Annotated in this window: 21 protein-coding genes; 9 read left to right on the forward strand and 12 right to left on the reverse strand. The window is 51.2% G+C overall.

The annotated features are described in order from the left end of the window. Window positions 1-33: 33 nt before the first annotated feature. From aguB to AC6ROY_RS00920, 5 genes are all read left to right on the forward strand, one after another. A complete protein-coding gene (aguB, locus tag AC6ROY_RS00900) occupies window positions 34-909 on the forward strand; it encodes an N-carbamoylputrescine amidase (RefSeq protein WP_500098072.1) in 876 nt (291 codons plus the stop codon). Window positions 910-1,040: 131 nt separating this feature from the next. Then, entirely contained in the window at window positions 1,041-1,298 is a 258-nt protein-coding gene (locus AC6ROY_RS00905; protein WP_500098073.1) for a hypothetical protein, read from the forward strand. A gap of 74 nt (window positions 1,299-1,372) precedes the next feature. Beyond that, entirely contained in the window at window positions 1,373-1,684 is a 312-nt protein-coding gene (locus AC6ROY_RS00910; RefSeq protein ID WP_500098074.1) for a retropepsin-like aspartic protease, read from the forward strand. A 214-nt stretch (window positions 1,685-1,898) separates the two neighbouring features. Beyond that, window positions 1,899-3,059 carry a sporulation protein YhbH gene (gene yhbH, locus AC6ROY_RS00915; RefSeq protein WP_500098283.1) on the forward strand — a complete coding sequence of 387 codons (1,161 nt, stop codon included), beginning with the start codon at window positions 1,899-1,901 and terminating at the stop codon, window positions 3,057-3,059. Further along, entirely contained in the window at window positions 3,056-4,495 is a 1,440-nt protein-coding gene (locus tag AC6ROY_RS00920) for a SpoVR family protein (RefSeq protein WP_500098075.1), read from the forward strand. The genes yhbH and AC6ROY_RS00920 overlap by 4 nt, the downstream gene beginning before the upstream one ends. A 177-nt stretch (window positions 4,496-4,672) precedes the next feature. Here AC6ROY_RS00920 and AC6ROY_RS00925 read toward each other — a convergent pair whose 3' ends face one another. After that, on the reverse strand, window positions 4,673-4,873 hold the full coding sequence (locus AC6ROY_RS00925; protein ID WP_072330115.1) for a cold-shock protein: 201 nt from the start codon (window positions 4,871-4,873) through the stop codon (window positions 4,673-4,675). Between the two features lie 336 nt (window positions 4,874-5,209). Here AC6ROY_RS00925 and AC6ROY_RS00930 point away from each other — a divergent pair, with 336 nt between their 5' ends. Beyond that, window positions 5,210-7,417, forward strand: a complete 2,208-nt coding sequence (locus tag AC6ROY_RS00930; protein WP_500098076.1) for a PAS domain S-box protein — start codon at window positions 5,210-5,212, stop codon at window positions 7,415-7,417. A 29-nt stretch (window positions 7,418-7,446) separates the two neighbouring features. Here the strand turns inward: AC6ROY_RS00930 and AC6ROY_RS00935 are convergent, their stop codons facing one another. The 5 genes from AC6ROY_RS00935 to AC6ROY_RS00955 form a co-directional block, all read right to left on the reverse strand. Beyond that, complete coding sequence (locus tag AC6ROY_RS00935) at window positions 7,447-8,562, reverse strand: PQQ-dependent sugar dehydrogenase (protein ID WP_500098077.1); 1,116 nt, start codon at window positions 8,560-8,562, stop codon at window positions 7,447-7,449. A gap of 236 nt (window positions 8,563-8,798) precedes the next feature. After that, a complete protein-coding gene (locus AC6ROY_RS00940; protein WP_500098078.1) occupies window positions 8,799-9,068 on the reverse strand; it encodes a hypothetical protein in 270 nt (89 codons plus the stop codon). Further along, window positions 9,049-9,855 (reverse strand): response regulator transcription factor, encoded by an 807-nt coding sequence (locus AC6ROY_RS00945; protein ID WP_500098079.1) that lies wholly within the window; start codon window positions 9,853-9,855, stop codon window positions 9,049-9,051. The genes AC6ROY_RS00940 and AC6ROY_RS00945 overlap by 20 nt, the downstream gene beginning before the upstream one ends. Before the next feature lie 74 nt (window positions 9,856-9,929). Next, complete coding sequence (locus tag AC6ROY_RS00950; RefSeq protein WP_500098080.1) at window positions 9,930-12,029, reverse strand: ATP-binding protein; 2,100 nt, start codon at window positions 12,027-12,029, stop codon at window positions 9,930-9,932. 83 nt (window positions 12,030-12,112) lie between these two features. Continuing rightward, window positions 12,113-14,035 carry a DUF2334 domain-containing protein gene (locus tag AC6ROY_RS00955; RefSeq protein WP_500098081.1) on the reverse strand — a complete coding sequence of 641 codons (1,923 nt, stop codon included), beginning with the start codon at window positions 14,033-14,035 and terminating at the stop codon, window positions 12,113-12,115. Window positions 14,036-14,258: 223 nt separating this feature from the next. Here AC6ROY_RS00955 and AC6ROY_RS00960 point away from each other — a divergent pair, with 223 nt between their 5' ends. From AC6ROY_RS00960 to AC6ROY_RS00970, 3 genes are all read left to right on the forward strand, one after another. Further along, complete coding sequence (locus tag AC6ROY_RS00960; protein WP_500098082.1) at window positions 14,259-14,426, forward strand: hypothetical protein; 168 nt, start codon at window positions 14,259-14,261, stop codon at window positions 14,424-14,426. A 194-nt stretch (window positions 14,427-14,620) separates the two neighbouring features. Further along, window positions 14,621-15,043: a hypothetical protein gene (locus tag AC6ROY_RS00965; RefSeq protein WP_500098083.1), complete on the forward strand. Its 423-nt coding sequence runs from the start codon at window positions 14,621-14,623 to the stop codon at window positions 15,041-15,043. After that, a complete protein-coding gene (locus AC6ROY_RS00970; protein ID WP_500098084.1) occupies window positions 15,033-15,860 on the forward strand; it encodes a hypothetical protein in 828 nt (275 codons plus the stop codon). Before AC6ROY_RS00965 ends, AC6ROY_RS00970 begins: the two co-directional genes overlap by 11 nt. Before the next feature lie 345 nt (window positions 15,861-16,205). Here the strand turns inward: AC6ROY_RS00970 and AC6ROY_RS00975 are convergent, their stop codons facing one another. From AC6ROY_RS00975 to AC6ROY_RS01000, 6 genes are all read right to left on the reverse strand, one after another. After that, a complete protein-coding gene (locus AC6ROY_RS00975) occupies window positions 16,206-17,012 on the reverse strand; it encodes a class I SAM-dependent methyltransferase (RefSeq protein ID WP_500098085.1) in 807 nt (268 codons plus the stop codon). A gap of 147 nt (window positions 17,013-17,159) precedes the next feature. After that, a complete protein-coding gene (locus tag AC6ROY_RS00980) occupies window positions 17,160-18,182 on the reverse strand; it encodes a copper amine oxidase N-terminal domain-containing protein (RefSeq protein ID WP_500098086.1) in 1,023 nt (340 codons plus the stop codon). A 43-nt stretch (window positions 18,183-18,225) separates the two neighbouring features. Further along, the gene (locus AC6ROY_RS00985; RefSeq protein ID WP_500098087.1) at window positions 18,226-18,882 is read right to left on the reverse strand and encodes a hypothetical protein; all 657 of its coding nucleotides are present in this window, start codon (window positions 18,880-18,882) and stop codon (window positions 18,226-18,228) included. Window positions 18,883-18,913: 31 nt separating this feature from the next. Next, entirely contained in the window at window positions 18,914-20,044 is a 1,131-nt protein-coding gene (locus tag AC6ROY_RS00990; protein ID WP_500098088.1) for a DegT/DnrJ/EryC1/StrS family aminotransferase, read from the reverse strand. A gap of 5 nt (window positions 20,045-20,049) precedes the next feature. After that, window positions 20,050-20,628 (reverse strand): acyltransferase, encoded by a 579-nt coding sequence (locus AC6ROY_RS00995; RefSeq protein WP_500098089.1) that lies wholly within the window; start codon window positions 20,626-20,628, stop codon window positions 20,050-20,052. Beyond that, the gene (locus AC6ROY_RS01000) at window positions 20,625-21,707 is read right to left on the reverse strand and encodes a Gfo/Idh/MocA family protein (RefSeq protein ID WP_500098090.1); all 1,083 of its coding nucleotides are present in this window, start codon (window positions 21,705-21,707) and stop codon (window positions 20,625-20,627) included. The genes AC6ROY_RS00995 and AC6ROY_RS01000 overlap by 4 nt, the downstream gene beginning before the upstream one ends. Between the last annotated feature and the right edge of the window lies 1 nt (window position 21,708).

Genomic DNA, 21,708 nt, shown 5'->3' on the forward strand with positions numbered 1-21,708 from the left:
TTTCCATAGAATCCCCATGAAGAGGTGACTTCCATGAGAGTCGTAAAAGTAGCAGCAACCCAGATGAGCTGCTCGACCAATATCGAGGACAACATCCGCAAAGCGGAAGCGCTCGTCCGCGAGGCGGCCGCACAAGGAGCTCAAATCATTTTGATCCAGGAGCTGTTTGAAACGCCGTATTTTTGCCAGAAGGAAAAGTCGGACTATTACAGCTACGCAACCGAGCTGGAAACAAACAAAGCGGTCAATCATTTCCGCGCCATCGCCAAGGAGCTGCAGGTGGTGCTGCCGATCAGCTTCTACGAGAAAAAAAATTACGCCCGCTACAACTCACTGGCCGTCATTGATGCGGACGGCGAAGTGCTCGGCCTGTACCGCAAAAGCCATATCCCGGACGGTCCCGGCTACGAGGAAAAATTTTATTTCAATCCCGGCGACACCGGCTTCAAAGTATGGCATACGCGCTACGCCAAAATCGGCGTCGGCGTCTGCTGGGATCAATGGTATCCCGAAGCAGCGCGCTGTATGGCGCTGATGGGCGCCGAGCTGCTGTTTTACCCGACAGCCATCGGCTCCGAGCCGCAGGACGGCTCGATTGATTCGAAGGACCACTGGCAAATGTGCATGCTCGGCCACGCCGCGGCCAATCTGATGCCGGTCATCGCCTCCAACCGGATCGGCAAAGAAGAAGACGAGGAATCGAGCATCAGCTTCTACGGCTCCTCCTTTATCGCCGGACCGCAGGGCAACAAAATCGCCGAAGCGGGACGTACGGAAGAGGCCGTGCTTGTCGCCGAATTCGATCTCGATCAACTGGAAGTCCAGCGGATCGAATGGGGCATCTTCCGTGACCGCCGCCCGGATTTGTACAAGGCCATCGCCACCTACGACGGCAAGCAGGTGCTGTAAGCCTCTGCTTTCTTTTGCAGGCAAGCAACGCAGTCAAGCTCTCCAGAACGATCCGGGATCGTTGGGAGAGCTTTTTTATTGCCTATTTTTTGGCATAATAGTGTTATCTGAACATGACGGAGGTGCCAGCCATGCAATGGGAAGAAGTTCGCCGGATTTATCCGGATCAATATGTGAAGCTGCAAATCCTCGCATCGCATACCGAAGGAAATACGAAATACGTGGACGAGGTTGCCTTGATTAAAGCGATTCAAGACCCTAAAGAGGCTACTCAGGAATTACTTCGCTCAAAGGATGGCATTATTGTGTCCCACACCTCGAACGAAGAGCTGAAAATCGAGCTCCGTACACTTCGAGGCTTACGGGGAGTTGTCCAATATGAAAATTGAGCTCGTGGATGGACTACTGCAATCTTCGATAACCACTTATTACTAATGGACACTCGATCACCATAGACAAGCTAGTGATTGATACTGGCGCTTCTCATACACTGTTATCCGCCGATGTTGTAGCTGACATTGGTGTTTACTTTGAAACCGGCAACGAAATTGTCAGTGCTTTTGGCATCGGCGGTGAGGAAAGCTGTTTTAGAAAAGAGTTCGATTCTGTTATTTTGGGCGATTTCCAGATTGACAACTTCAAACTTGATGTTGGTGCGCTGCATGAAAAGCTTGAAATTAATGGGCTTCTCGGGTTGGATTTGCTCATGAAGGCAAATATTGTTTTAGACTTATCGGAGCTAATCATGTATTCCACCCCATTGAAATCTAAGTAAAAACCACCCAAGGGCGGTAAACTGTAACCCGTAAGACGGACACTTGAAACAAGCGGCCTCTTACGGGTTTAGTATTTTAATCCTACTATCGAGCATACTCGCCCCCCTTCGCGAAAAATAGGCACCCCGCCTGTTCACATATCCCCATCCCGCTTGAATATATGTAGTAACAAGCCCTTTTTTCATCTAAAGGTACCGCCAGGAGGTGTCCCGTATAGTGAAACCGTTATTTACAGTATCCCGCGAGGATTGGTCGCTGCACCGCAAAGGCTACCAGGATCAAACACGGCACCAGCAGAAGGTGCGCGAAGCCGTCAAGCAAAACTTGCCTGATCTCATCACCGACGAAAGCATCGTCATGTCCGACGGCAAGCAAATCGTCAAGGTGCCGATCCGCAGCCTCGACGAATACCGCCTGCGTTACAATTACAACAAGACCAAGCATGTCGGTCAGGGCGACGGCGACAGCCAGGTAGGCGATGTGCTCGGCGTCGATCCGCAAGCGGCTGCCGGTCCCGGCAAAGGCGAAGGCGCCGGCGACCAGCCCGGCGAGGATTACTACGATGCCGAAGTGCAGATGGAGGAGCTGCAGGCGATGCTCTTCGAGGAGCTGGAGCTGCCGAACCTGGAGCAGAAGGAAAAGGACACCATGATGAGCAAGGAGATTTTGTTCAACGACGTCCGCAAGAAAGGCATCATGTCCAACATTGACAAGAAACGGACGATTCTCGAAAACCTGCGGCGCAACTCCCGCGACGGAGACCCCGGCATCCATGGCATCAGCCCCGACGACCTGCGTTTCCGGACGTGGGAGGAAATCGTCACTCCCCAATCCAACGCGTTGATTCTCGCCATGATGGATACGTCGGGCAGTATGGGATCGTTTGAGAAATATATCGCCCGCAGCTTCTTCTTCTGGATGACCCGCTTCCTGCGTTCCAAATACGAGCATGTGGACATCATCTTTATCGCCCACCATACGGAAGCGAAGGTCGTTACGGAGGAGGAATTTTTCACCAAAGGCGAAAGCGGCGGTACGATCTGCTCCTCTGCCTATCAGCTTGCTGTCGATCTGATCGACAAACGATATCCGCCCGCGCGGTACAACATCTACCCGTTCCATTTCTCCGACGGCGACAACCTGACCTCCGACAACGAGCGGTGCGTCAAGCTGATTGGCGAGCTGATCAAGCGCAGCAACCTGTTCGGCTACGGCGAGGTTAACCAATACAACCGCAGCAGCACCCTGATGTCGGCCTACCGCAATTTGCATGACCCGAAATTCGTCCACTACGTCATCCGGGAGAAGGGCGAAGTTTATAAGGCGCTACGCACCTTCTTCCCTAAGCAAGCGGAAGGAGGGCTGGCTCGATGACCCCCGACGATATGAACAAGCTGCAATACGCCATCGACGAAATTACGGAGGTCGCCAGCGGCTTCGGACTCGACTTCTACCCGATGCGCTACGAAATTTGCCCGGCGGATATCATCTACACCTTCGGCGCTTACGGCATGCCGACCCGCTACAGCCACTGGTCCTTCGGCAAAAATTTTCACCGGATGAAAATGCAGTACGACTTCGGCCTGAGCAAAATTTACGAGCTTGTCATCAACTCAGACCCGTGCTACGCCTTCCTGCTTGACGGCAACTCGCTGATTCAGAACAAGCTGATTGTCGCCCACGTGCTCGCCCACTGCGATTTTTTCAAAAACAATGCACGTTTCTCCAAAACGAACCGCAACATGGTCGAAAGCATGTCCGCCACCGCCGAGCGCATCCGGCAATACGAGCTGGAATTCGGCGCTCAGGAGGTCGAGCAATTTATCGACGCCGTGCTTACCATTCAGGAGCATGTGGACCCGATCATTTCCAAGCCATACCGTCAGGGCAAGGAGCAGCATGTGCCGGCCCGCAGCAGTCGGACAGACCGGACGGAGCGCACGTTCGGCTACGAGGATTTATGGGATCTGGACAAAACGCAAGCCGAACGCGAAAGCAAAGCCGCCGCCGACAAAGGGAAGGACGCTCGTTTTCCGCCCAGCCCGGAGAAGGATTTGCTGCTGTTTATCGAGGAGTACGCCCCGTATCTGAAAGAATGGCAGCGCGATATTTTGACGATGCTGCGCGATGAAATGCTGTACTTCTGGCCGCAGCTTGAGACGAAAATTATGAACGAAGGCTGGGCGTCCTATTGGCATCAGCGCATTATGCGGGAGCTTGAGCTGACCGAAGACGAAACGATCGAATACGCCAAGCTGAATTCGTCGGTGGTCGTGCCGTCGCGCCATACGCTGAATCCGTATTACCTGGGCCTGAAAATTTTCGAGGATATCGAGAAGCGGTGGGATCAACCGACGGCCGAGGAGCGCGAACGCTTCGGTCGGGAGCCTGGCCGCGGTCGCGATAAAATATTCGAGGTACGCGAATTTGACTCCGACCAGTCGTTTCTGCGCAATTATATGACGAAGCAGCTTTGTGATGAATTGGATCTGTATGTATTCGAGAAAAAAGGCCCCGAGTGGAAAATTACCGATAAATCCTGGGAAAACATCCGCGATCAGCTTGTTTACTCCCGCGTCAACGGCGGCTTCCCGTACATTGTCGTCGTCGACGGCGACTACAACCGGACCGGCGAGCTGTATCTGCAGCATATTTATGAAGGGACGGAGCTGGATTTGAAGTATGTCGAGCGGACGCTGCCCTACATTCATCAGCTCTGGGGCAAGCCGGCGCATCTGGAAACGCGGATCGAGGAAAAGCCGGTGCTGTTCAGCTACGACGGCAAAAAGCATCAGCGCAAGTTTCTATAGACGGAAGCGCTTGAGCCAGAGGACGCATGCGCCAGCCGTTCCCACTACCTTCTGGCAAACGGGAACGGCTGCCGCCGCATGAATCCCTCAAACAGACAATTCATACCCCTTACCCGGGCTATATACGCAAAAATTGCCCCGACCATAAGGTCGGGGCAATTCGTTAGTAAGCGAAGCTTACAGTTTTACAACGTTCTCAGCTTGTGGACCACGGTTGCCTTGAACAACGTTGAACTCAACGCGTTGGCCTTCGTCCAAAGTTTTGAAGCCTTCGCCAGTGATTGCGCTGAAGTGAACGAATACATCGTTGCCGCCTTCAACTTCGATAAAACCGAAACCTTTTTCTGCGTTAAACCATTTAACTGTACCTGTTTGCATGGGAAATTCCTCCAAAAGTTTATTAACATGTTCTTTTTATTCCGCATATAGCAAATAAAAAATTCACACATTGAAAAAGGTTCCATAGCACAAATGATAACCCTTTGCATTATGTGAATTCGTTTTCTATTCGATACTTTGTATATTAGCACACCCCGAAAAGAAATGCAACTCCGTTTGCTCGTAAAATCTGAAATTTTTCGAAGCGCGCTACCGTCCAACGGCTATTTCATTTTTTCCCTAAATTTTTTCAGCATTTCAAAGGGATTTACAAATAATCGGCGAATTTATCTTCCATATACAATTTTCGGTAAATCTCATCAAGGGAGTCGTCTAATGGTTCAACACTGGCACGGGTACTACAACGTTTATCTGATTGCTTCCTCCTACTTCATTTCCGTCTTGACCACATATTTCGCCCTCGACCTGACCGTCCGGATTAAACAAGAAGAGCAGTCCGAGCGGGCAGACCGCTCGTCCCGTCCTGTTCTGATCGCCGGCGGAGCCTTATCCATGGGAATCGGTCTGTGGGCTGTTCAATTTATGTCCATTTTGGCTATGGAGATCAGCGCGCAAGCCCGTTACGATGTGGGGCTGACCTTGCTTTCCCTGCTATGGCCGGTGGCCGCTTCCTTGGGAGCGCTGCTGCTGCTGACGCGCAGGCAGGCGAAGCTGCCTCATTTTTTAGGCGCGGGCTTGCTGCTGGGCAGCGGCATTAGTCTGATGCATGTGACCGCGATGAACGCGATCCGGATCGAAGGATTAGTCCGGTTTGAGCATTTTATTGTGATCAGCTCTACCGGCGTCACCTTGGTTCTTTCGCTGGCCGCCTTTATTTTACGCCCTTTATTAGCGAACGCGCGGCGGCCGTACTGGAAGCTAACCAGCTCGGCGATCCTCGGCATTGCCATCTGCGCTATCCACCAGGTGGGCATGGAGGCGGCGGCGCTGAGCGGAGCGCGAACGGGCCACACCCCATCGTGGTCATTTGCGATGTCCCCGACCTTGCTGGCAATCGTTATGGGGATCGCGACCGTGATCATCTTTTGCTTCGCTGTCCTATTCGCCACGATCGGCAAGCAGCTGCGCACAAGCCAAAGCCATCACCAGTCGTTATTTGAGCACAATCCGGATATGATTTTTTCCGTTGATCCCGCAGGAGCTGTTTTGAATACGAATACCTCTGTAAAGACGGTGGCCGGTTACGACAAACCGGATTGCGTCGGAAAATCGTTTATGGACTTTGTCGTCGCGGACGATCGTTCACGATTCCAGACATTTTTCCTGAAAAGCGTCCAGGGCGCGAGCTTCGAATTCGTCATACAGCTGCTCCATCTGGACGGCACGATCCGCGATGTGTTTATCCGTACAGTACCGATGAGGGATGAAGGCGGCCTACAGGGCATCTACATTATCGGACGTGACATTACGGAGACGAAGGCAAGCCGGGAAAAGTTCGAAGCGCTTAGCCGGACCCACTCGCTTATTCTCAACAGCATCAACGAAGGCGTGTACGGCATCGACGCCCAGGGGCGGACGATTTTCTGGAATGCGGCGGCGGAGCGGATGACCGGATTTACCTTTGCGGATATGGAGCAGCATCTGGTCGGGGATTTATTCCAGCCGCTGAAGCTTGATGGAAGCCGGTATACGAAGGCGAATTGTCCCATCAACACTTCCTTGAAGACCGGCATGCCGGCTCACGTCGATGAAGACTTGCTGCAGCGTAAAGACCTGACTACCTTTAACGCCGAATACCATGTGTATCCGGTTTGGGACGAACAAATGCGGCTTGGAGCCGTCATTACCTTCGCCGATATTACTGAGCGCAAGCGCACGGAGGAGCTGATGCTTGCCTCCGAGAAGCTGTCGGTCGCCGGTCAGCTTGCGGCTGGCATCGCGCATGAAATCCGCAACCCGCTGACTGCAATCAAAGGTTTTCTGCAGCTTATGCATGCAGGCGCGGCCAAAAAAAGCTATATGGACGTTATTTTTTCCGAAATGGACCGGATTGAGCTTATTATTACCGAGCTGCTTATTTTGGCCAAGCCGCAGCCGTCCAAGCGGGAGAATAAACCGATCATTCCGTTGCTGAATCATGTCATCACGCTGCTGGAAAGTCAGGCGAATATCCATAATATTCAGCTTGTCAAGGAATACATGGAGCCAAGCCCCACGATTTTATGTGACGAAAACCAGCTCAAGCAAGTGTTTATCAATATGATCAAAAACTCGATCGAATCCATGACGGACGGCGGCAGCATCTTTATCCGGGTAAGACAGGTTCCGAAGGGCGGCTTCGCCATCGAGGTGGAGGATCAAGGCTGCGGCATACCGCCGGAGCGTCTGGCCCGGATCGGCGAGCCTTTTTATTCAACGAAGGAGAAGGGAACCGGCCTTGGTCTGATGGTCAGCAAAAAAATATTGGCGGCCCACGGCGGCATCGTTTATATTTCAAGCGAGGTGTCCAAGGGGACGAAGGTCGAGGTGCGGTTTCCGAACGAGAAGTCAGTTCCGCTCCAAGAGCCGGCAAGCACGGGGTAAGCCGCGCCTGCCGGTTTTTTGTCGTTTGTTCAGGATTCCTTGAAGGTCAGCAGCCTGTCGTCAGAAGCGCCTGCCCGCCCGCGGCCGTCCGTATTGTTGGTGATGACGTAGATGTTTCCGTTCCGCACCTTCACATCGCGCAGCCGACCCTCGTTCTGCAGGACGATCTGCAGCTTGCGATCCTTGGGGTCGAACCTGTAAAGCGTCTCCCCGACGAGCGTAGCGACGAGAAACCGGTTGCCGGCGTCCGCAGCCATCCCGGAGGGAGCAACGGCCCGTTCGCCGGAATGATACAGCGGCGGCACCATGCCCTCCTGCTGCGCATCCCCGATGACCAGCGGCCAGCCATAATTGCTGCCGGGCTTGATCAGATTCAGCTCATCATGCCCGCCCGGCGAACCCGATGGACCGTGCTCCGAGCTGTACAAGTCGCCTTCCTTGCTCCAGGCCAGCCCTTGCGGGTTGCGATGGCCGTACGAGTACACATAAGAACCCGGAACCGGATTATCCTGCGGCACCGCTCCCTGAGGCGTCATCCGCAGCAGCTTCCCTGCCAGACTTGTCTGGTCCTGGGACGAGCTTTGCGCCTGCGCATCGCCGGTCGTCACGTACAGCTGCTTATCCGGTCCAAAGGCCAGCCGTCCGCCATTATGGTACATCGAGCCGGGAATTTGCTCCAGCAGCGCCTTGACCTCCTGCCAGCCGTCTCCCGTCTCCTGCAGCAGCACGACCCGGTTCAGCGTCTTCCCGCCTTCCTGGTAGGTATGATATGCATAAGCGTTACGGGTTTGTCCGTAATCCGGCGCGAGCACGAAGCCAAGGAAGCCTCCCTCTCCGCGCTGATGTACAGCCTTCGACAGCTTCACCTGCTGACGGATCGTCTGTCCGCCGGCCACCTTGACGATCTGTCCCTCACGCTCACTGATATAAATCGTGTCCTCATGAAAGTCGATCGCCCAAGGCGCCTTCAGCTTGTCGGCAACCGTGCGAATACCTGATTCCGATGATGCCGCTCCTGTCCCGCCCGTCTGCTGGCTGCTGCTGCCCGCAGGCGTCCCCGGAGCAGGCTGCACCGGATCAAAGCATCCGGCAAGCGTCGCCCCTGCCAAAGTTAATGTCGCAAATAGACCTGCACGTTTAAACATGACGATCGTCCTCCTTGCTGAGCTGATTTCCTTGATTCTCCTATTGTAGCATGATTCTCCTCGCAAACGGATAACGACAGCAGGCGGGGGCAAGTATCGCGCTGCTCAAGCGGTTACTCTGCCGTTTGGCCTGCTCTGCGGCCAATACCTGAATAAAGCCAGAGCCAGACCAGCCGCCGATGGTGCGGCTGCTGTCTGGCTCTGGCTGTTCGTGTGCTCTTGCATCGTATACGGGCCTATTCCTCAGGCAGCTGCTGCATCGCGGCTTCAACCAAGGCGTCGAACAGTTCGTCGTCTTCCTCCAGTCGCGCTTCCACTGCGTAAATGTCCTCTTCCTTGCCCGACTCTCTGGCAAAGCTCAAGCTGTAATTCCAGTCCCGCGAGTTTTTGCTTTGCAGGGTCAGCTCGAAATGAACTGGCTTGTCCTGCCATTGGAAAATGACCTTCCCCAAATAACCGTCTTCCTTCGAATGACTCATTGCAGTTTCAATGATATGTGCGTCCATGATTGTCTCCCCCTTCTGTCGTGTCCGTACGTAAGATCCGTCTGCGCACCTCATGTAGGGACGGCTCATAAGCTTCGCCGTATTGCTTGAATTTATACCCGACGCCGTGAACGTTGAAAATATATTGCGGGCAGGACGGGTCTGGTTCAATTTTTTTACGCAAATTGCTGACATGTACGATAATAGTCCGGGTGTCGTTGAAGATTTCCTGCCCCCATACTTGCCGGAACAGCTGCTCGTGCGTGAAGGTTCGCCCCGGATTGGCCGCCAGCACATACAGCAGATCGAATTCCTTGCGCGAGACCGGAACCGGTTCTCCGGCGATTTTCACGACCCGGCTCCAGCCGTCAATAAACAGCGCCCCTACCTCAATTTTGACCGAAGGCATCGCGGCCTGCTGCTCATCCTTACTCTTACTCAAATACGGCCTGCGAAGATGGGCGCGCACCCTGGCAATCAGCTCATTGGGCGAAAATGGCTTGGTTATATAGTCATCGCCGCCCAAATTAAATCCGGTAATTTTGTCTCCTTCTTCCTTCAGGCAGCTTAGGAACAGAATCGGCGCCGAGGAGATTTCCCTCAGCTCCTGACAAACGACAAAGCCCGTTTTGCCGGGCAGCAGCACATCGAGAATGATCAAATCCGGCTGCTCCGCTTTCATCAGCGTAAGCGCCTCATCCCCGTTATCGACCGCGACGACCCGGAAATCATTTTTCTCCAAATAAAGACGGATGATGTCTCTGATCTCGGCGTCGTCCTCAACAACCATAATGGTTTGCAGCGTCATGTTTGTTCCCACCATCCAACTGATCTTGCCAGCTCTGGCATTAAGATTAGAATAGGCATCCGGTACTCCCGGCGTCAAGCGTTTTCTATAGGCAAAGCAAAGCAGATGACCGTTCCGCGACCAGGGACTGTCCGCTCGATCCAAATCCGCCCCCCGTGAGCTTCAATAATTTCCTTGGCTATGGACAAGCCGAGACCCTTGCCGCCTGTGTTCGAATTCCGCGATGTGTTGCTAGTATGGAAGCGGTCGAAAATAAAGGGCAGCTCGTCTGCTGTAATCCCTTGACCCGTATCGCTGATCCGGCACGTCATCTCCACGCCGTCATCCTTCATCTCCACCTGAATATGGCCTCCGACTGGCGTAAACTTCATGCCGTTATAAATCAGATTGCTATATACCTGATGCAGCCGCTCCAGATCGGCCAGCACCTCGCCATACCGTCCGGCCCTCCCCCCGGCTTGCCGCATAACCAGCTCGTACGTCAAGCCCGCATTGCGGACATCCAGCTCGTAGCGCTGGAACAGCAGTCCCATCAGCCGGTCGGAAATGATTCGCTGCTGCTTGAACTCCACCACCCTCGCCTCCAGGCGCGACAGCTGGAACAAATCCTCGATCAGCCGGTCCATCCCCTTCACCTTGTCGTGAATGATCCGCAAGTACGCTGCCCGCTGCTGTTCCGTATCGGCGATGCCATCAAGGATCGCTTCCACATGACATTGAATCGTGGTCAGCGGCGTGCCCAAATCATGTGAGATGTTGCTGATCAGCTGACTTCGCGACCGCTCCAGCCGCAGCATGTCCTCATTGCGTGCCTGAAGCGCGACGTTGGCTTCCTCCAGATCGGAGGTCCGCTCCCGGATCTTCGTCTGCAGGCCGTCGTTCAGCTCCGCAAGCGCCGCCGACAGCTTCTCTTCATTCACGAAGGCATGCGACAGCTTATCGGACAGCAGCACCGCCTGAAAAAATACAAAAATCAGCAGCGCGAAAGCCGACATTCGGTCCGTGGAGTGAACAAGCTCATGCGCGTACAGCATATCATTTAGCGTCGCCACGCCCAGCAGCATACAGGGGACCAGCAAAATAGCCGCTTCTTCGCGCTTGCGTACGAAAGCCAAAGCAATCATCACCAAAATGTAGGCGACGCCTACGGCCACAAGCAGCTGCAGCGCCCATAATCCACGGGTAAACACTTCGGTTGGCAGCATCAGCAGCACGACGCAATACGCCAGCACACTGCCTGTCAGCAGCCGGTTCAGCCATCGCGAGCTTTCCTTCGGATACAGACAGGCGAAAAATGCAGTGAAGGTCGGAAGCGACAGTGCCGCCGACATATATTCCAGCACCAGTGCCAGCTCCCAGCTGAAGCTTGGGAATACCTTGATCAGCAAAATTTCGCCGAGCAGCGACATTCGAAGCCCGAACAACAGACAGAAGATACCGAACCACAACGTCGAACGTTCCTTGGTCCGGGACGTAAACAGTCCGATATGGTATAGCCCCATAATGAGCAGGCTGCCGATCACCAGCGTATCGAAGCCAACCGACAGCTCCTTCTCCCTGGCCACGGCATCAAACCAGCCCAGCTCCAGCGGCTGGCGGACGCCGCCCTTCTGATGGTCGAAGTTCGACACCTGCAGCACAAGGTCGAGCACCTCTTCACCTGATGGAGTGCCTGAGAGCACAGGCATATACTGCGGCAGCGAATCGCTGGCCGACATGCCGACATGTCCTGCCGCGGCAACCGGACGGCCATTAATCCACAGCTTATACGCCGTATTAATCGCCGGCACCCTGACCGCCAGCTCACGCTGCTGCTTCGTCAGCAGCACCCGAAGCCGGTAAGTGGCATAGCCGTCTCCGCCTAAAACCTGATCGCCGATCCGCTGTCCGTTCCACGGCCCCGGAATAAACGCGTACCCGTCGGATGGCCATGCACCCGCACCGACGGCAAACTCAGCCGGCTTGCGCAGCTGGCCCCAATAGAATTCCCATTCGCCGTTTAATTGAACGATAGGCTGCTGCTTCCATTTCCACTCGCGCAAATCCAGCAGCCCTGCCGCAGCTGTCGGACCTGCCGCCTGCAAAAAAAGATGCCTGCTTCCTCCTACAAACACAAGCAGCAGCAGCGCCAATAGCAGAAACGGAATCATCCGCATAGTTAGATGTCGGCTCACCGTGTTTACTCCTGGCTCCGGGTTTGACCGGTTCAATGTTGTACCTTGATCATTCGACAGCAGCGGCGGCAATTCCTTCGCTGCTATTGATGAATAAATGACAATGCCGCGTCCAGCTCGCCCTTGCGCGGATGTTCCAGCAGCAGATCGCTTCGATGATTGCCGTCGGCATCAGCAACCAGCAGCCGGGACTCTTCCGCCGAATCTCCCCACGGACCGAAGCCGGACAGCAGCTTCCAGCCTCCGTCGGCCGTACCCAAATACACGGTGCCGATCATCTGCCGTTTATTCCAGCGAAGCACATCCTCCCGGCCATCCCCGTTGAAATCGCCAAACCGCAGCGTCCCCGTCTCATTCGGCAAATTAAACTCAACGCGCCGGGACGCCCATTCCAGCTTCGCCGGATCGGGGCTGAACTCAACCCCTTCCGACGCGCCCTCCTTCGAAATAAACAGCGTACCGATCCCGCCAAATCGCGGCTCCGGCTCGGCTCTCAGCTCGCTGCGGAATTTATAAGGCTTAAGCGGCTTAATCTCATCCTGATGAACAAGCCAGCCGTACAGCTCGCGGCGCTCCTGCGTCAGCCCAGCGATCAGCGTGTCTCCACCAGCCAGCGGCAGCGCGTACAAGCTGCTCCACGCTCTGGCCTCCACGTTCCAGCTCTGCTTGAGCCGAAAGCTTCCCCCGTCTGCCGCGTAGCGCTGCAGCTTGCCGTCCGGACCTGTCGTCCACAAGCTGCACGGACCTTGCCGATCCGGCCCGCTGACCGCGACAGCCGCTCCTTTCCGGTACGCCGTCTTGCCCCATTGAACCGGCTGTCCGGCCGGCGTATTACGCATCTCCCGGAACTTGCCCTGCTCCACGTAAAGACTGCCGTCGCTTTCGCGCCAATAAATCGCGTCCAGCTGGCCGTCTCCATCTGCATCACCCAGCAGCAGCTTGGCAGGAAGCAGCTCCGCTGTTGTTTTCACATGATGCGCGGGCGTGAAGGGGACATAATCCTGAATCGAATAAAACGTATAGCCCTTCGCCTTCAACCCGCTCACCAGCCGCTGCAGCACACTTTTATTCGCCCCTGCATACTGGTACACCGGAATCCCATCCCGCAGAAGCCCGTTTCCTTCCTCATCCACGATCGGGGTCAGGTGTTTGAACTCCAGGAACGGGTGGTAAAAGAAAGAAGGAATGTGCTCGGACTTGCCTATGCGGTCCAGAATTACTTTTTCATCCTTATTGTAAGGAATATAATCATACGGCGTCGGCACGTAAGCCGCACCCAGCGTCTGCTCGCCGTAGCCCGTATTCCGTTTGTTCAAAAATAACGCGTCCGGCGCATTGCGGTGGGCTTGCGCCTCAGCCTGATAGTTCAGCCCGAAGTACGAACGGAACACTTCGTCCTGTGCGCCATTTGTATGATAATGCGGAGCCTCCCAGAACTGCGGGGTCAGCCCGGCATTTTTCAGAATAGCCAGCCCATCCTGCAGCCGCTGCTCGGCGAACGCCGGAGTCAACGTGGCCGCAACATCCGGCACATCAAACTCATTGCCGATGCCGGACTCATGATGCCCGTCATCCCGGCGGCTGCTGCCGACCTGGTGCGTATAACCGTGCATACCGAGCGTTGCGCCCCCTTTTGCCACAGCATCCTGCAGCACCTGGCGGAACGAAGCGGTGTACGAATCAGCCGGCTGATCCAGACGCACATCATACGCAGGCCCATCCTTCGGATAATCAATCCAGCGCGGGATCACCCCGATATGATAAGCGACACCTTGCTCCTGCAAATAATCGAGCACAGCCCGCAGCTTGCCAAGCTGCTCCAGCGACGCATATTGTCCGCCGGGACCGATATCCTCCAGACGCATCATCACAAACGGACTGACGCGTGCCTCCCCTTGCACATCAGTCAGATGATAGCCGGTTACGAGCGAGCCAAGCACGACCAGCGACAATACGAGCCTTAACCCCTTCATCTTGAGCTTGCCTAACTTACGAATAACCTTCATAACTGATGCAGCCCCTTTCCTCGCTGAAGACATCCTCTGATGCAACGGGCGCTGCCAGTTCATCCCCTGCCGCATTGGCTATCCTTAGAAGCGCTTACATTCATCATTAACTTGCCAAGGAAACGCGTTCATGGGTAGTTGTACCGACACAAACCTTGTTTCACTGTCGAATCTATTATATGACAGATTAATAGAATTGGTAAGTTGTCAGGAGGAGAAAAGTTTGGAAAATCAGCTTCAATCCATCACGGCCGAACTGCTCGCTCTTCATCGCAAATATTCATTCCTTGACGATCGCTTCCGCGAGCTGGACAAGCTGCTGAACACAGTAGAGGATCGCATGTCTGGCCTGGAATCCAAGGCAGCCGAGCTTGCCGTGCTCACGCCTTGACCTGGGTCAGGCCTGACCGGGGCTCTTCTACCGACTGACTGGCTGAATGTAAGGTTAGTTGAGGCGGAATTAACAACCGATCTTTTTCATAGGGTCGGTTTTTTACCGTTCGCCATTTTACATTTATTAACATATAAATTAAACTTAAATATAGCTACTTTGTGCATAAACGACCACCCGGAGGTATAAAACTTATGAACAGCTTCTTCCCTTCCGAAAGTTACCCTTTCATGCACAATAACACGGAAATAGGCACCTTCACTATTGATTGCGACAGATGGGGATGCTATATGTACCGTATTGAATTGAATTCTCTAGCTCAGGGGGTAAAGCTCCCTTGGGCTTTGCGTGGTTTGGATGACAAGTTCGTAGACCCATCAAATCTGGATTTACACCATGCCTTGGTGTCAAACTGGGTAGAAGAGCGTATATTTCCTGAAGAACGGCATAATGCGCGAGATCTGTTAGACACTCTTGGTTTGGGTGAATACGATCAATTGTCCGTTCTCAAAGCTACGCGTTTGAGCAGTAGGTATGACAGCTTCTGGATAAAAGTAAGATCGGACGATACCTATGAAAATGCAGCTCTTGTCAGGAGGGGGATCCATGCTCTATGAAGAAGATCTCATCCGGTTAGACGATTCATCGTCTAGCGCCGGGGTTATCATGAAATGGTATGACCGTAACACCCACGACTATATCAAAGCTTCAGCTTACAATAACACCAAGTCAACCTTTCATATTGAAGCGGTCATGGAGTGCATCGCCTACGAAATTGGCACTTTATTAGGGATAAACATCGTCCCCTACAGCCTTAACGAGCTGCGTTTGGCTTCTGGGCGTACGATACCTGTTTGCGTCAGCCCGGATTACCGCACCAACAAACAAATCGTGGACGTGATATCTGCAAGAACGCTTCTAATCAAACATGGTTTTGATTTTAAAAATTGGTCTGATCGTTATACAACGATAGTGAACATTTTTCCACATACGCGGGAAAGCCTGGATCAAATGATCGCGTTTGACTATTTAATTGACAATTATGACCGACATTTACGTAACTTTGAGTTTTCATTGTGGCGAGATGATCGAGTAGGTTTGTCTCCGTTATTTGATAACGGTTCTTCTTTACTTGCGGATTGGACTACGGAAGAAGACTCAGAGGACTTGAAATCGGATGAAGAACTATTCACTGAACATATCATTTATGCGGAAACACCTTCAAAGTGTTTCTCGCACCAGCATAATACAGAGATTGGTCTTATTGATAAACAGAGTCTAACATCTCTAAATCGAAATCTGACATTATCAGATTTTAAAAGTATATTAAGCAAGTACACTCAGCACCTCAGTCCCTTACGGCTGGAGTTGATTTTACTGCTTCTTGCAACGAGATATGAAAAACTAATGAAAAGATTCAATAACGGCCTTTGAAACCTTAGAAACAAAAAGAGATCTACATCAGCCTGGGTGTCAAGCCAGCCGCCTCGTTATGAGTCGCCGGGAATCCAGGGGGTTCAACGTTCCAGCCCGCCGCGGATCGTCTCCTGTCTTTATCCACACCTGGAGCCTCCTGGTCCTCTGCCTTGATTTGCAGAGGACTGGAGGCTCTATTTCTTTTGCTTAGGCGACCGTTATCCGGACACCGGTTCATGGCTCACCAGCCAATGGCATTGCCCATCTTGCGCGGGAATCGGCCCACTTGTTTTCGTTTGAAGACGATCCGGCAGCACATCGTTACAAGTCGGCCTTCTGCGAATACCCGCCGCCTTCAGCTATTCAACCATTTCTTTTAATCGCACAGACACGCAGCCTGCGGTAATCCGCTTCCCAATCCGTTCCGTTGTACAGCGTTGGCCGAACGGCCTGCACACATTGATCAACAATGTGTTCCTGCTGCTCGGCAGTCAATCCGGCAAAAAACGGGCCGGCAAATGCCGTCAGCCAATGCCGCATGCCTGCATCCCCGTCGCTCAAGCGTGTAGGGCGATCCAGCAGCTCGGCGTACCGAACCTCGAAGCCCTGCTGCTCCAATACCGATGTATATTCGGCAATCGACGGAAAATACCACGGGTACCGTTCTCTCCAGTCGATCCCTGCCTGCTCCAGTTCACGACAGATCGCTTCAGCAATCGTCTGCACATTGCCTGCACCGCCAAACTCGGCCACAAAGCGGCCGCCCGGCTTCAACGCCAGCCATACCGACTCAGCCACCTGCTCCGGCCGCTTCATCCAATGCAATGCTGCATTGGAAAAAACCGCATCATAGAGCTGTTCACCCGCCTCCAGACGAAATTGCTGTCCATCCGCCTGACGAAACTGCAGCGACGGATACTTGGCTTGAGCCTGATCAACCATTTGCTGTGAAAAGTCAATGCCGACACAGTCCGCGCCAGCCTGACTAATCTCCATAGCCAGATCCCCGGTGCCGCAGCCCAGATCAAGAATTCGCTCACCCGGCTGCGGATGCAGCAGCGCAACAACCCCTTTACCCAATTGGGAAACAAAACTGATCTGCTCGTCATAGTGCTGGGCGTTCCATTGGTTGGTAAAACCAGATTCGGGCTTAGCTTGGTTCGTTGACATCGCGTATTCCCCCTCTCGATTAAGCTTAGTATGACAGAGAAGGGTTTATTGGGGAAATATATAAAAATGATAAGATTTATAGTTACAAACAATAAAACAACAGACACTGAGCCTTATGGTTCAGTGCCTGGTTGTATAAAAAGACGATTAGAGACCTAGCTTTTTTTTCTCTTCTGCCTTCCTGGCTTCATATCCCGCACGAAGCTCTGTCACCTTATCTGTTGTATACTTATTAGAAGTCAGCTCAGCGGACAACTGGTTCATCCACCCATTGAATCTGCTGTCGAATTCAGCCAGTTGGGCCTTTGCCTCTTTAATCGTATCTTCGTTCGTTGGATCTACTAAGTAACGGGCAAACACTCCAACAAAATACGTCTCAGCTTCGGATTGGAGTCCAGCAATTTTCTCTAGGTATGGGGCAACGATATCATTTTCGGATTTGGACGTATTCGAAGAACCGCCGCTACCGCCAGATACACCGCCCCCCCCAGTGGCTGGCGTCGTTGCCTTGGCATCCGCTGCTTTTTTGGCGTCCTCGGCTTTTTTCACCTCAGCAGCCTTCTCCGCCGCCGCTTTGGCAACCGCCTCCTTATCGGCTTTCTCCTTCGCCGGAGAAACGGCCGAGATCGTGTAGCTCTTGTCGTTCCAATCAATTTTATGGCCTACAGACTCGGAGAAAAAACGGAGCGGCACATAAAGCTTATTATCAACAAACAAGCCGGGAAGCCCGTCGCCAATCTCCTTTTGCTTGCCATCGAACATATACGTGACCTTCTCCTGATAGACCTCAATCGAATTCGATACTAATTTCGAAGCATCGAACTGCTCACGCAGCTTCCCTTCACGAACCTTCGTGTTTAGATTAAAGTCGGCGATCTCCACTTTATCCTTGTCCTTCGGCTCTTCCACGGAAACCGTGTAGCTGTCTCCATCCCAGGCCACCGCCTTATTGAGCGAATAGGAAATAAAACGCAGCGGCACATATGTGCTGCCTTCATAAATAAACGGCTGCTGATCATCAGGCGGAGCCATCTGCTCCCCATCAAATACAAACTGAAGCGGCACCGGATACACATCAACCTTTTGTGAGACTTGCGCCCCCCATGCCGTTGACGACATGCTGGACATCAACAGCGCCCCAGTCAACAGCGTGGCTTTGAATCGTTTCATGACATACTCTCCTTTACATCACCCGAATTCTTGATCAAGAACACTACTTCGAAACTGCTTTACGCACCGCATCAATCTCCGCTTGCGTGAACTTGGAATAAGCGATCTTCTTCAACTCCGCCTTCTTCTCGGCGGTCAACTCCCCGCTGGCCATTTTCCTGATGTTGTTGATCTCCGACGCGGAGAATCGGCCCATCACAAATTTGACGGCTTGCTGCCGATCACTGAATTGCGGACCAGGCTGCGAGCCATCCTTACTTCCAGCGCCAGCAGCTGAAGACTGCCCGGCCTGTTGCTGAGCTTGGCCCTGATTCTGCGAGCTTTGGTTTCCTGCCGTCGGCCCTTGTCCCTCTGTCAACTCAGGCTTCTGACCGTCAGTAGCGGGTTGTCCGGCATTCGGAGCGGCATCTGTAGGTTGTCCTCCGCCTGTTGCTGCTTGACCCGGGTTGGCGGTGCTGCCAGATCCTGCACCATTCGCCAGCTTGTCCAGATCGACGCCTCCCAGTCCACCCTGGGTATTCCCCGCAGCGATCAGCTTATCCAGCTCAGCCGAAATCTCTGGATTTTGGGCCAGCTCCTTCGACAGCTCAGCCGCAATCTTATCCGCCGCCAAATTAAGCGCGTAATGATAGCCCGCATATCCACCACCAGTGAGTACCGCGGCAACGATGACTAGAGAGAGTAGTTTTTTCTTTTTCAATTGCCTCACTCCCGCTTCTTAGATCATAGTTTCATTCGCTTAAATACTCCTTGATAACTTCACAGACAGTCAGAATATCCTGTTTGTCTAGATAGGGATGCATAGGTAACGATAGTACAGTCCCGCATAATTTATTGCTTACTTCAAAATCATTATCATCATACTCCAACTCAGAAAAAGCTTGCTGCTTATGCATTGGCTTAGCATAATAAACCATGCTAGGAATTCCTTTTTCTTTCAATCTTCTCTGTAAAGCATCCCTTTCTTCAAAGTTTCTTAGTTTTATAGTATATTGTGCAAAACTTGATATGTAGCCATCAGGAATAAACGGGACTTCTACTGCAGATTCAAGTTGATCATTGTACATTTTATAAATTTTGTTTACATCCGCAAGTTCATGTTCAAAAAACGCTTGCAGCTTAACAGTCAATATAGCTGCCTGAATAGTGTCTAGTCTTGAATTAACACCAACTCTAACGTTATCATACTTATGATCGCCTTTGCCATGGTTTTTTAAAGAGTTAAGTAGATCGGCTAGCTGGTCATCATTTGTAAATATTGCACCACCATCCCCATAGCATCCTAGTGGTTTGGCAGGAAAAAAAGATGTTGTAGCTGCATGACCAAAACTACCTGCCATCTTGCCATTAATACTGCCACCGAATCCTTGAGCAGCATCCTCAAGAATTAATAGGTTATACTTTCGAGAAATTTTTTCAATTTCAATATAATTTGCTGGTAATCCGAATAAATCTACGGGAATAATAACTCTTGGCGTAAGCTTACCCTCTTGAAGCACCTTTAAAATGCTTTTCTCCAGCTTATCTGTATCCATATTAAATGTCTTCGTATCTACATCTACAAATATTGGGGTGGCTCCTCTAAAAGAAACAATTTCCCCTGTAGAGAAAAAAGTAAAGTCAGGAATGAAAACAGCATCTCCCTCTTTAATCCCCCAAGCCATCATTAGGAGAGTCATTGCCTCAGTTCCATTCGCACAAGTAATACAACTTTTAACACCTACGTACTCCGCGAGCCTTTCTTCAAGTTGCTTTACTTGTTCACCGCTAATGAAATTTGCGCTCGTTATAACCTCTTGGATTGCAGAATCTATTTGACTTTTATACGTTCTATATTGTGCCTTTAGATCTCTGAATTCCATAACAATCACTCCGTTCCTGACGAATGCGCTTTTTGAAGTTTATTTCCCACCAAAATGTAATCCCTTTCACATTCTAGACATGAAAGTTCATGCTTTAATGTTGCTCCGCACTCACATACCCATCCAATTTGTTTCGCTGGTACCCCTGCCATGAGTGCGTAGTCTTGAACATCCTTAGCTACAACAGCTCCGGAAGCAATCAAAGCCCACTTTCCGATAGTATGGCCACAAACTATTGTAGCATTAGCACCAATCGATGCTCCGTATTTTACAAGTGTTTTTTTATATCTTTGCTTTCCTTTTGGGTACTTACTTCTTGGAGTCAGATCATTTGTAAAAACCATAGAAGGTCCACAAAAAACATAGTCTTCTAATACTACACCCTCGTAAATAGATACATTATTTTGAATTTTTACATAATTTCCAATTTGTACATTATTCGATATATTTACATTTTGCCCCAAAGAACAACCTTCACCCAAAACCGCACCAGATTGAACATGACAAAAATGCCATATTTTAGTGTTCTCACCTATTGTTACATTGTCATCTATATAACTGCTTTCATGCACAAAATAGCTCATGAATGAAACCTGCCTTTAAAATCTAGTGTACTACACTTTTCCATTGGTAATTTTACAGAACTACCCTCACTGGCTGATTTGTAAATGGCTAGAACAAGCTCAAGAGCCCTTCTTCCATCTTCCGCTGTTACATAGGGCTGCCTATCATTTTGTATGGCATCAATCACATCGGCGTAGAGTGGACGATGACCAAATCCATAAACGTTAGGAGGATTTTCTTGGTATTCCTCTTTGATTAGTTGCGGATCATCTAACCTATCTTCAAAAATCCATTCTTCAATTAAATTAACTGATTTCCCACCGGCTTTAATCGTACCTTTTTCTCCAAAGATATATAATGTTTCTTCAAGATTTTTAGGAAAGATATTTGTAGTACCTTCTATCATTCCATAACTGCCATTTGAAAATTTAATTAAAGCCATGCCAAAATCCTCTGCCTCAATATAATTATGTGTCAAATTATCTGTCATACCAATAACTTCCGTAATCTCATCACCCATCATCCATCTTAAGAGGTCAATATTATGAATACATTGATTCATAAGTGCCCCTCCGTCTTGCTCCCAGGTTCCTCTCCAAGGGGCCTGTTTATAGTATTCTTCTCCTCTATTCCATCTTATATGAGCTGTTCCATGCAGAAGCTTTCCAAAGCGCTTAGCTTCGATCGCCTCCCTGATCTTTCTTATTGATTTATTAAATCTATTTTGATGGCATGGACTTACCTTAACATTTTTTTCTTTAGCTTTTGCAATAATCAAATCTGCTTCTTCTAGAGAAAGTGCTATAGGTTTTTCAATAATTAAGTTGATTTCTCTATCTATACATTCAATAGCAATTTCCCCATGGGAACCACTTTCAGTACAAATAGCGATCAAATCTATTTTTTCGTTATCTAGCATCTCAATATAACTAGTGTACTTCCTAACGTTTCCTAACATATCAAAATTTTTAGCAACTTCCACAAATCTAGATTCTTCCAGATCGCAAATTGCAACAATCTCTAAATTATTTTCCAAAGCTGCAGCAATATGATTCGGAGAAATTCTCCCGCATCCGATAAGGCCAAACTTTAAACTCAAT

It is taken from the genome of Paenibacillus sp. sg306046 (assembly GCF_059821225.1).

Excerpts from the sequence above, each read along its gene's own strand:
- AC6ROY_RS00975 (WP_500098085.1), bottom strand. The coding sequence starts at position 17,012 with ATGTCAACGAACCAAGCTAAGCCCGAATCTGGTTTTACCAACCAATGG.
- AC6ROY_RS00980 (WP_500098086.1), bottom strand. The coding sequence starts at position 18,182 with ATGAAACGATTCAAAGCCACGCTGTTGACTGGGGCGCTGTTGATGTCC.
- AC6ROY_RS00955 (WP_500098081.1), bottom strand. The coding sequence starts at position 14,035 with ATGAAGGTTATTCGTAAGTTAGGCAAGCTCAAGATGAAGGGGTTAAGG.
- AC6ROY_RS00995 (WP_500098089.1), bottom strand. The coding sequence starts at position 20,628 with ATGAGCTATTTTGTGCATGAAAGCAGTTATATAGATGACAATGTAACA.
- AC6ROY_RS00905 (WP_500098073.1), top strand. The coding sequence starts at position 1,041 with ATGCAATGGGAAGAAGTTCGCCGGATTTATCCGGATCAATATGTGAAG.
- aguB (WP_500098072.1), top strand. The coding sequence starts at position 34 with ATGAGAGTCGTAAAAGTAGCAGCAACCCAGATGAGCTGCTCGACCAAT.
- AC6ROY_RS00920 (WP_500098075.1), top strand. The coding sequence starts at position 3,056 with ATGACCCCCGACGATATGAACAAGCTGCAATACGCCATCGACGAAATT.
- AC6ROY_RS00970 (WP_500098084.1), top strand. The coding sequence starts at position 15,033 with ATGCTCTATGAAGAAGATCTCATCCGGTTAGACGATTCATCGTCTAGC.
- AC6ROY_RS00940 (WP_500098078.1), bottom strand. The coding sequence starts at position 9,068 with ATGGACGCACATATCATTGAAACTGCAATGAGTCATTCGAAGGAAGAC.
- AC6ROY_RS00990 (WP_500098088.1), bottom strand. The coding sequence starts at position 20,044 with ATGGAATTCAGAGATCTAAAGGCACAATATAGAACGTATAAAAGTCAA.
- AC6ROY_RS00935 (WP_500098077.1), bottom strand. The coding sequence starts at position 8,562 with ATGTTTAAACGTGCAGGTCTATTTGCGACATTAACTTTGGCAGGGGCG.
- AC6ROY_RS00930 (WP_500098076.1), top strand. The coding sequence starts at position 5,210 with ATGGTTCAACACTGGCACGGGTACTACAACGTTTATCTGATTGCTTCC.
- AC6ROY_RS00965 (WP_500098083.1), top strand. The coding sequence starts at position 14,621 with ATGAACAGCTTCTTCCCTTCCGAAAGTTACCCTTTCATGCACAATAAC.
- AC6ROY_RS00925 (WP_072330115.1), bottom strand. The coding sequence starts at position 4,873 with ATGCAAACAGGTACAGTTAAATGGTTTAACGCAGAAAAAGGTTTCGGT.
- AC6ROY_RS00945 (WP_500098079.1), bottom strand. The coding sequence starts at position 9,855 with ATGACGCTGCAAACCATTATGGTTGTTGAGGACGACGCCGAGATCAGA.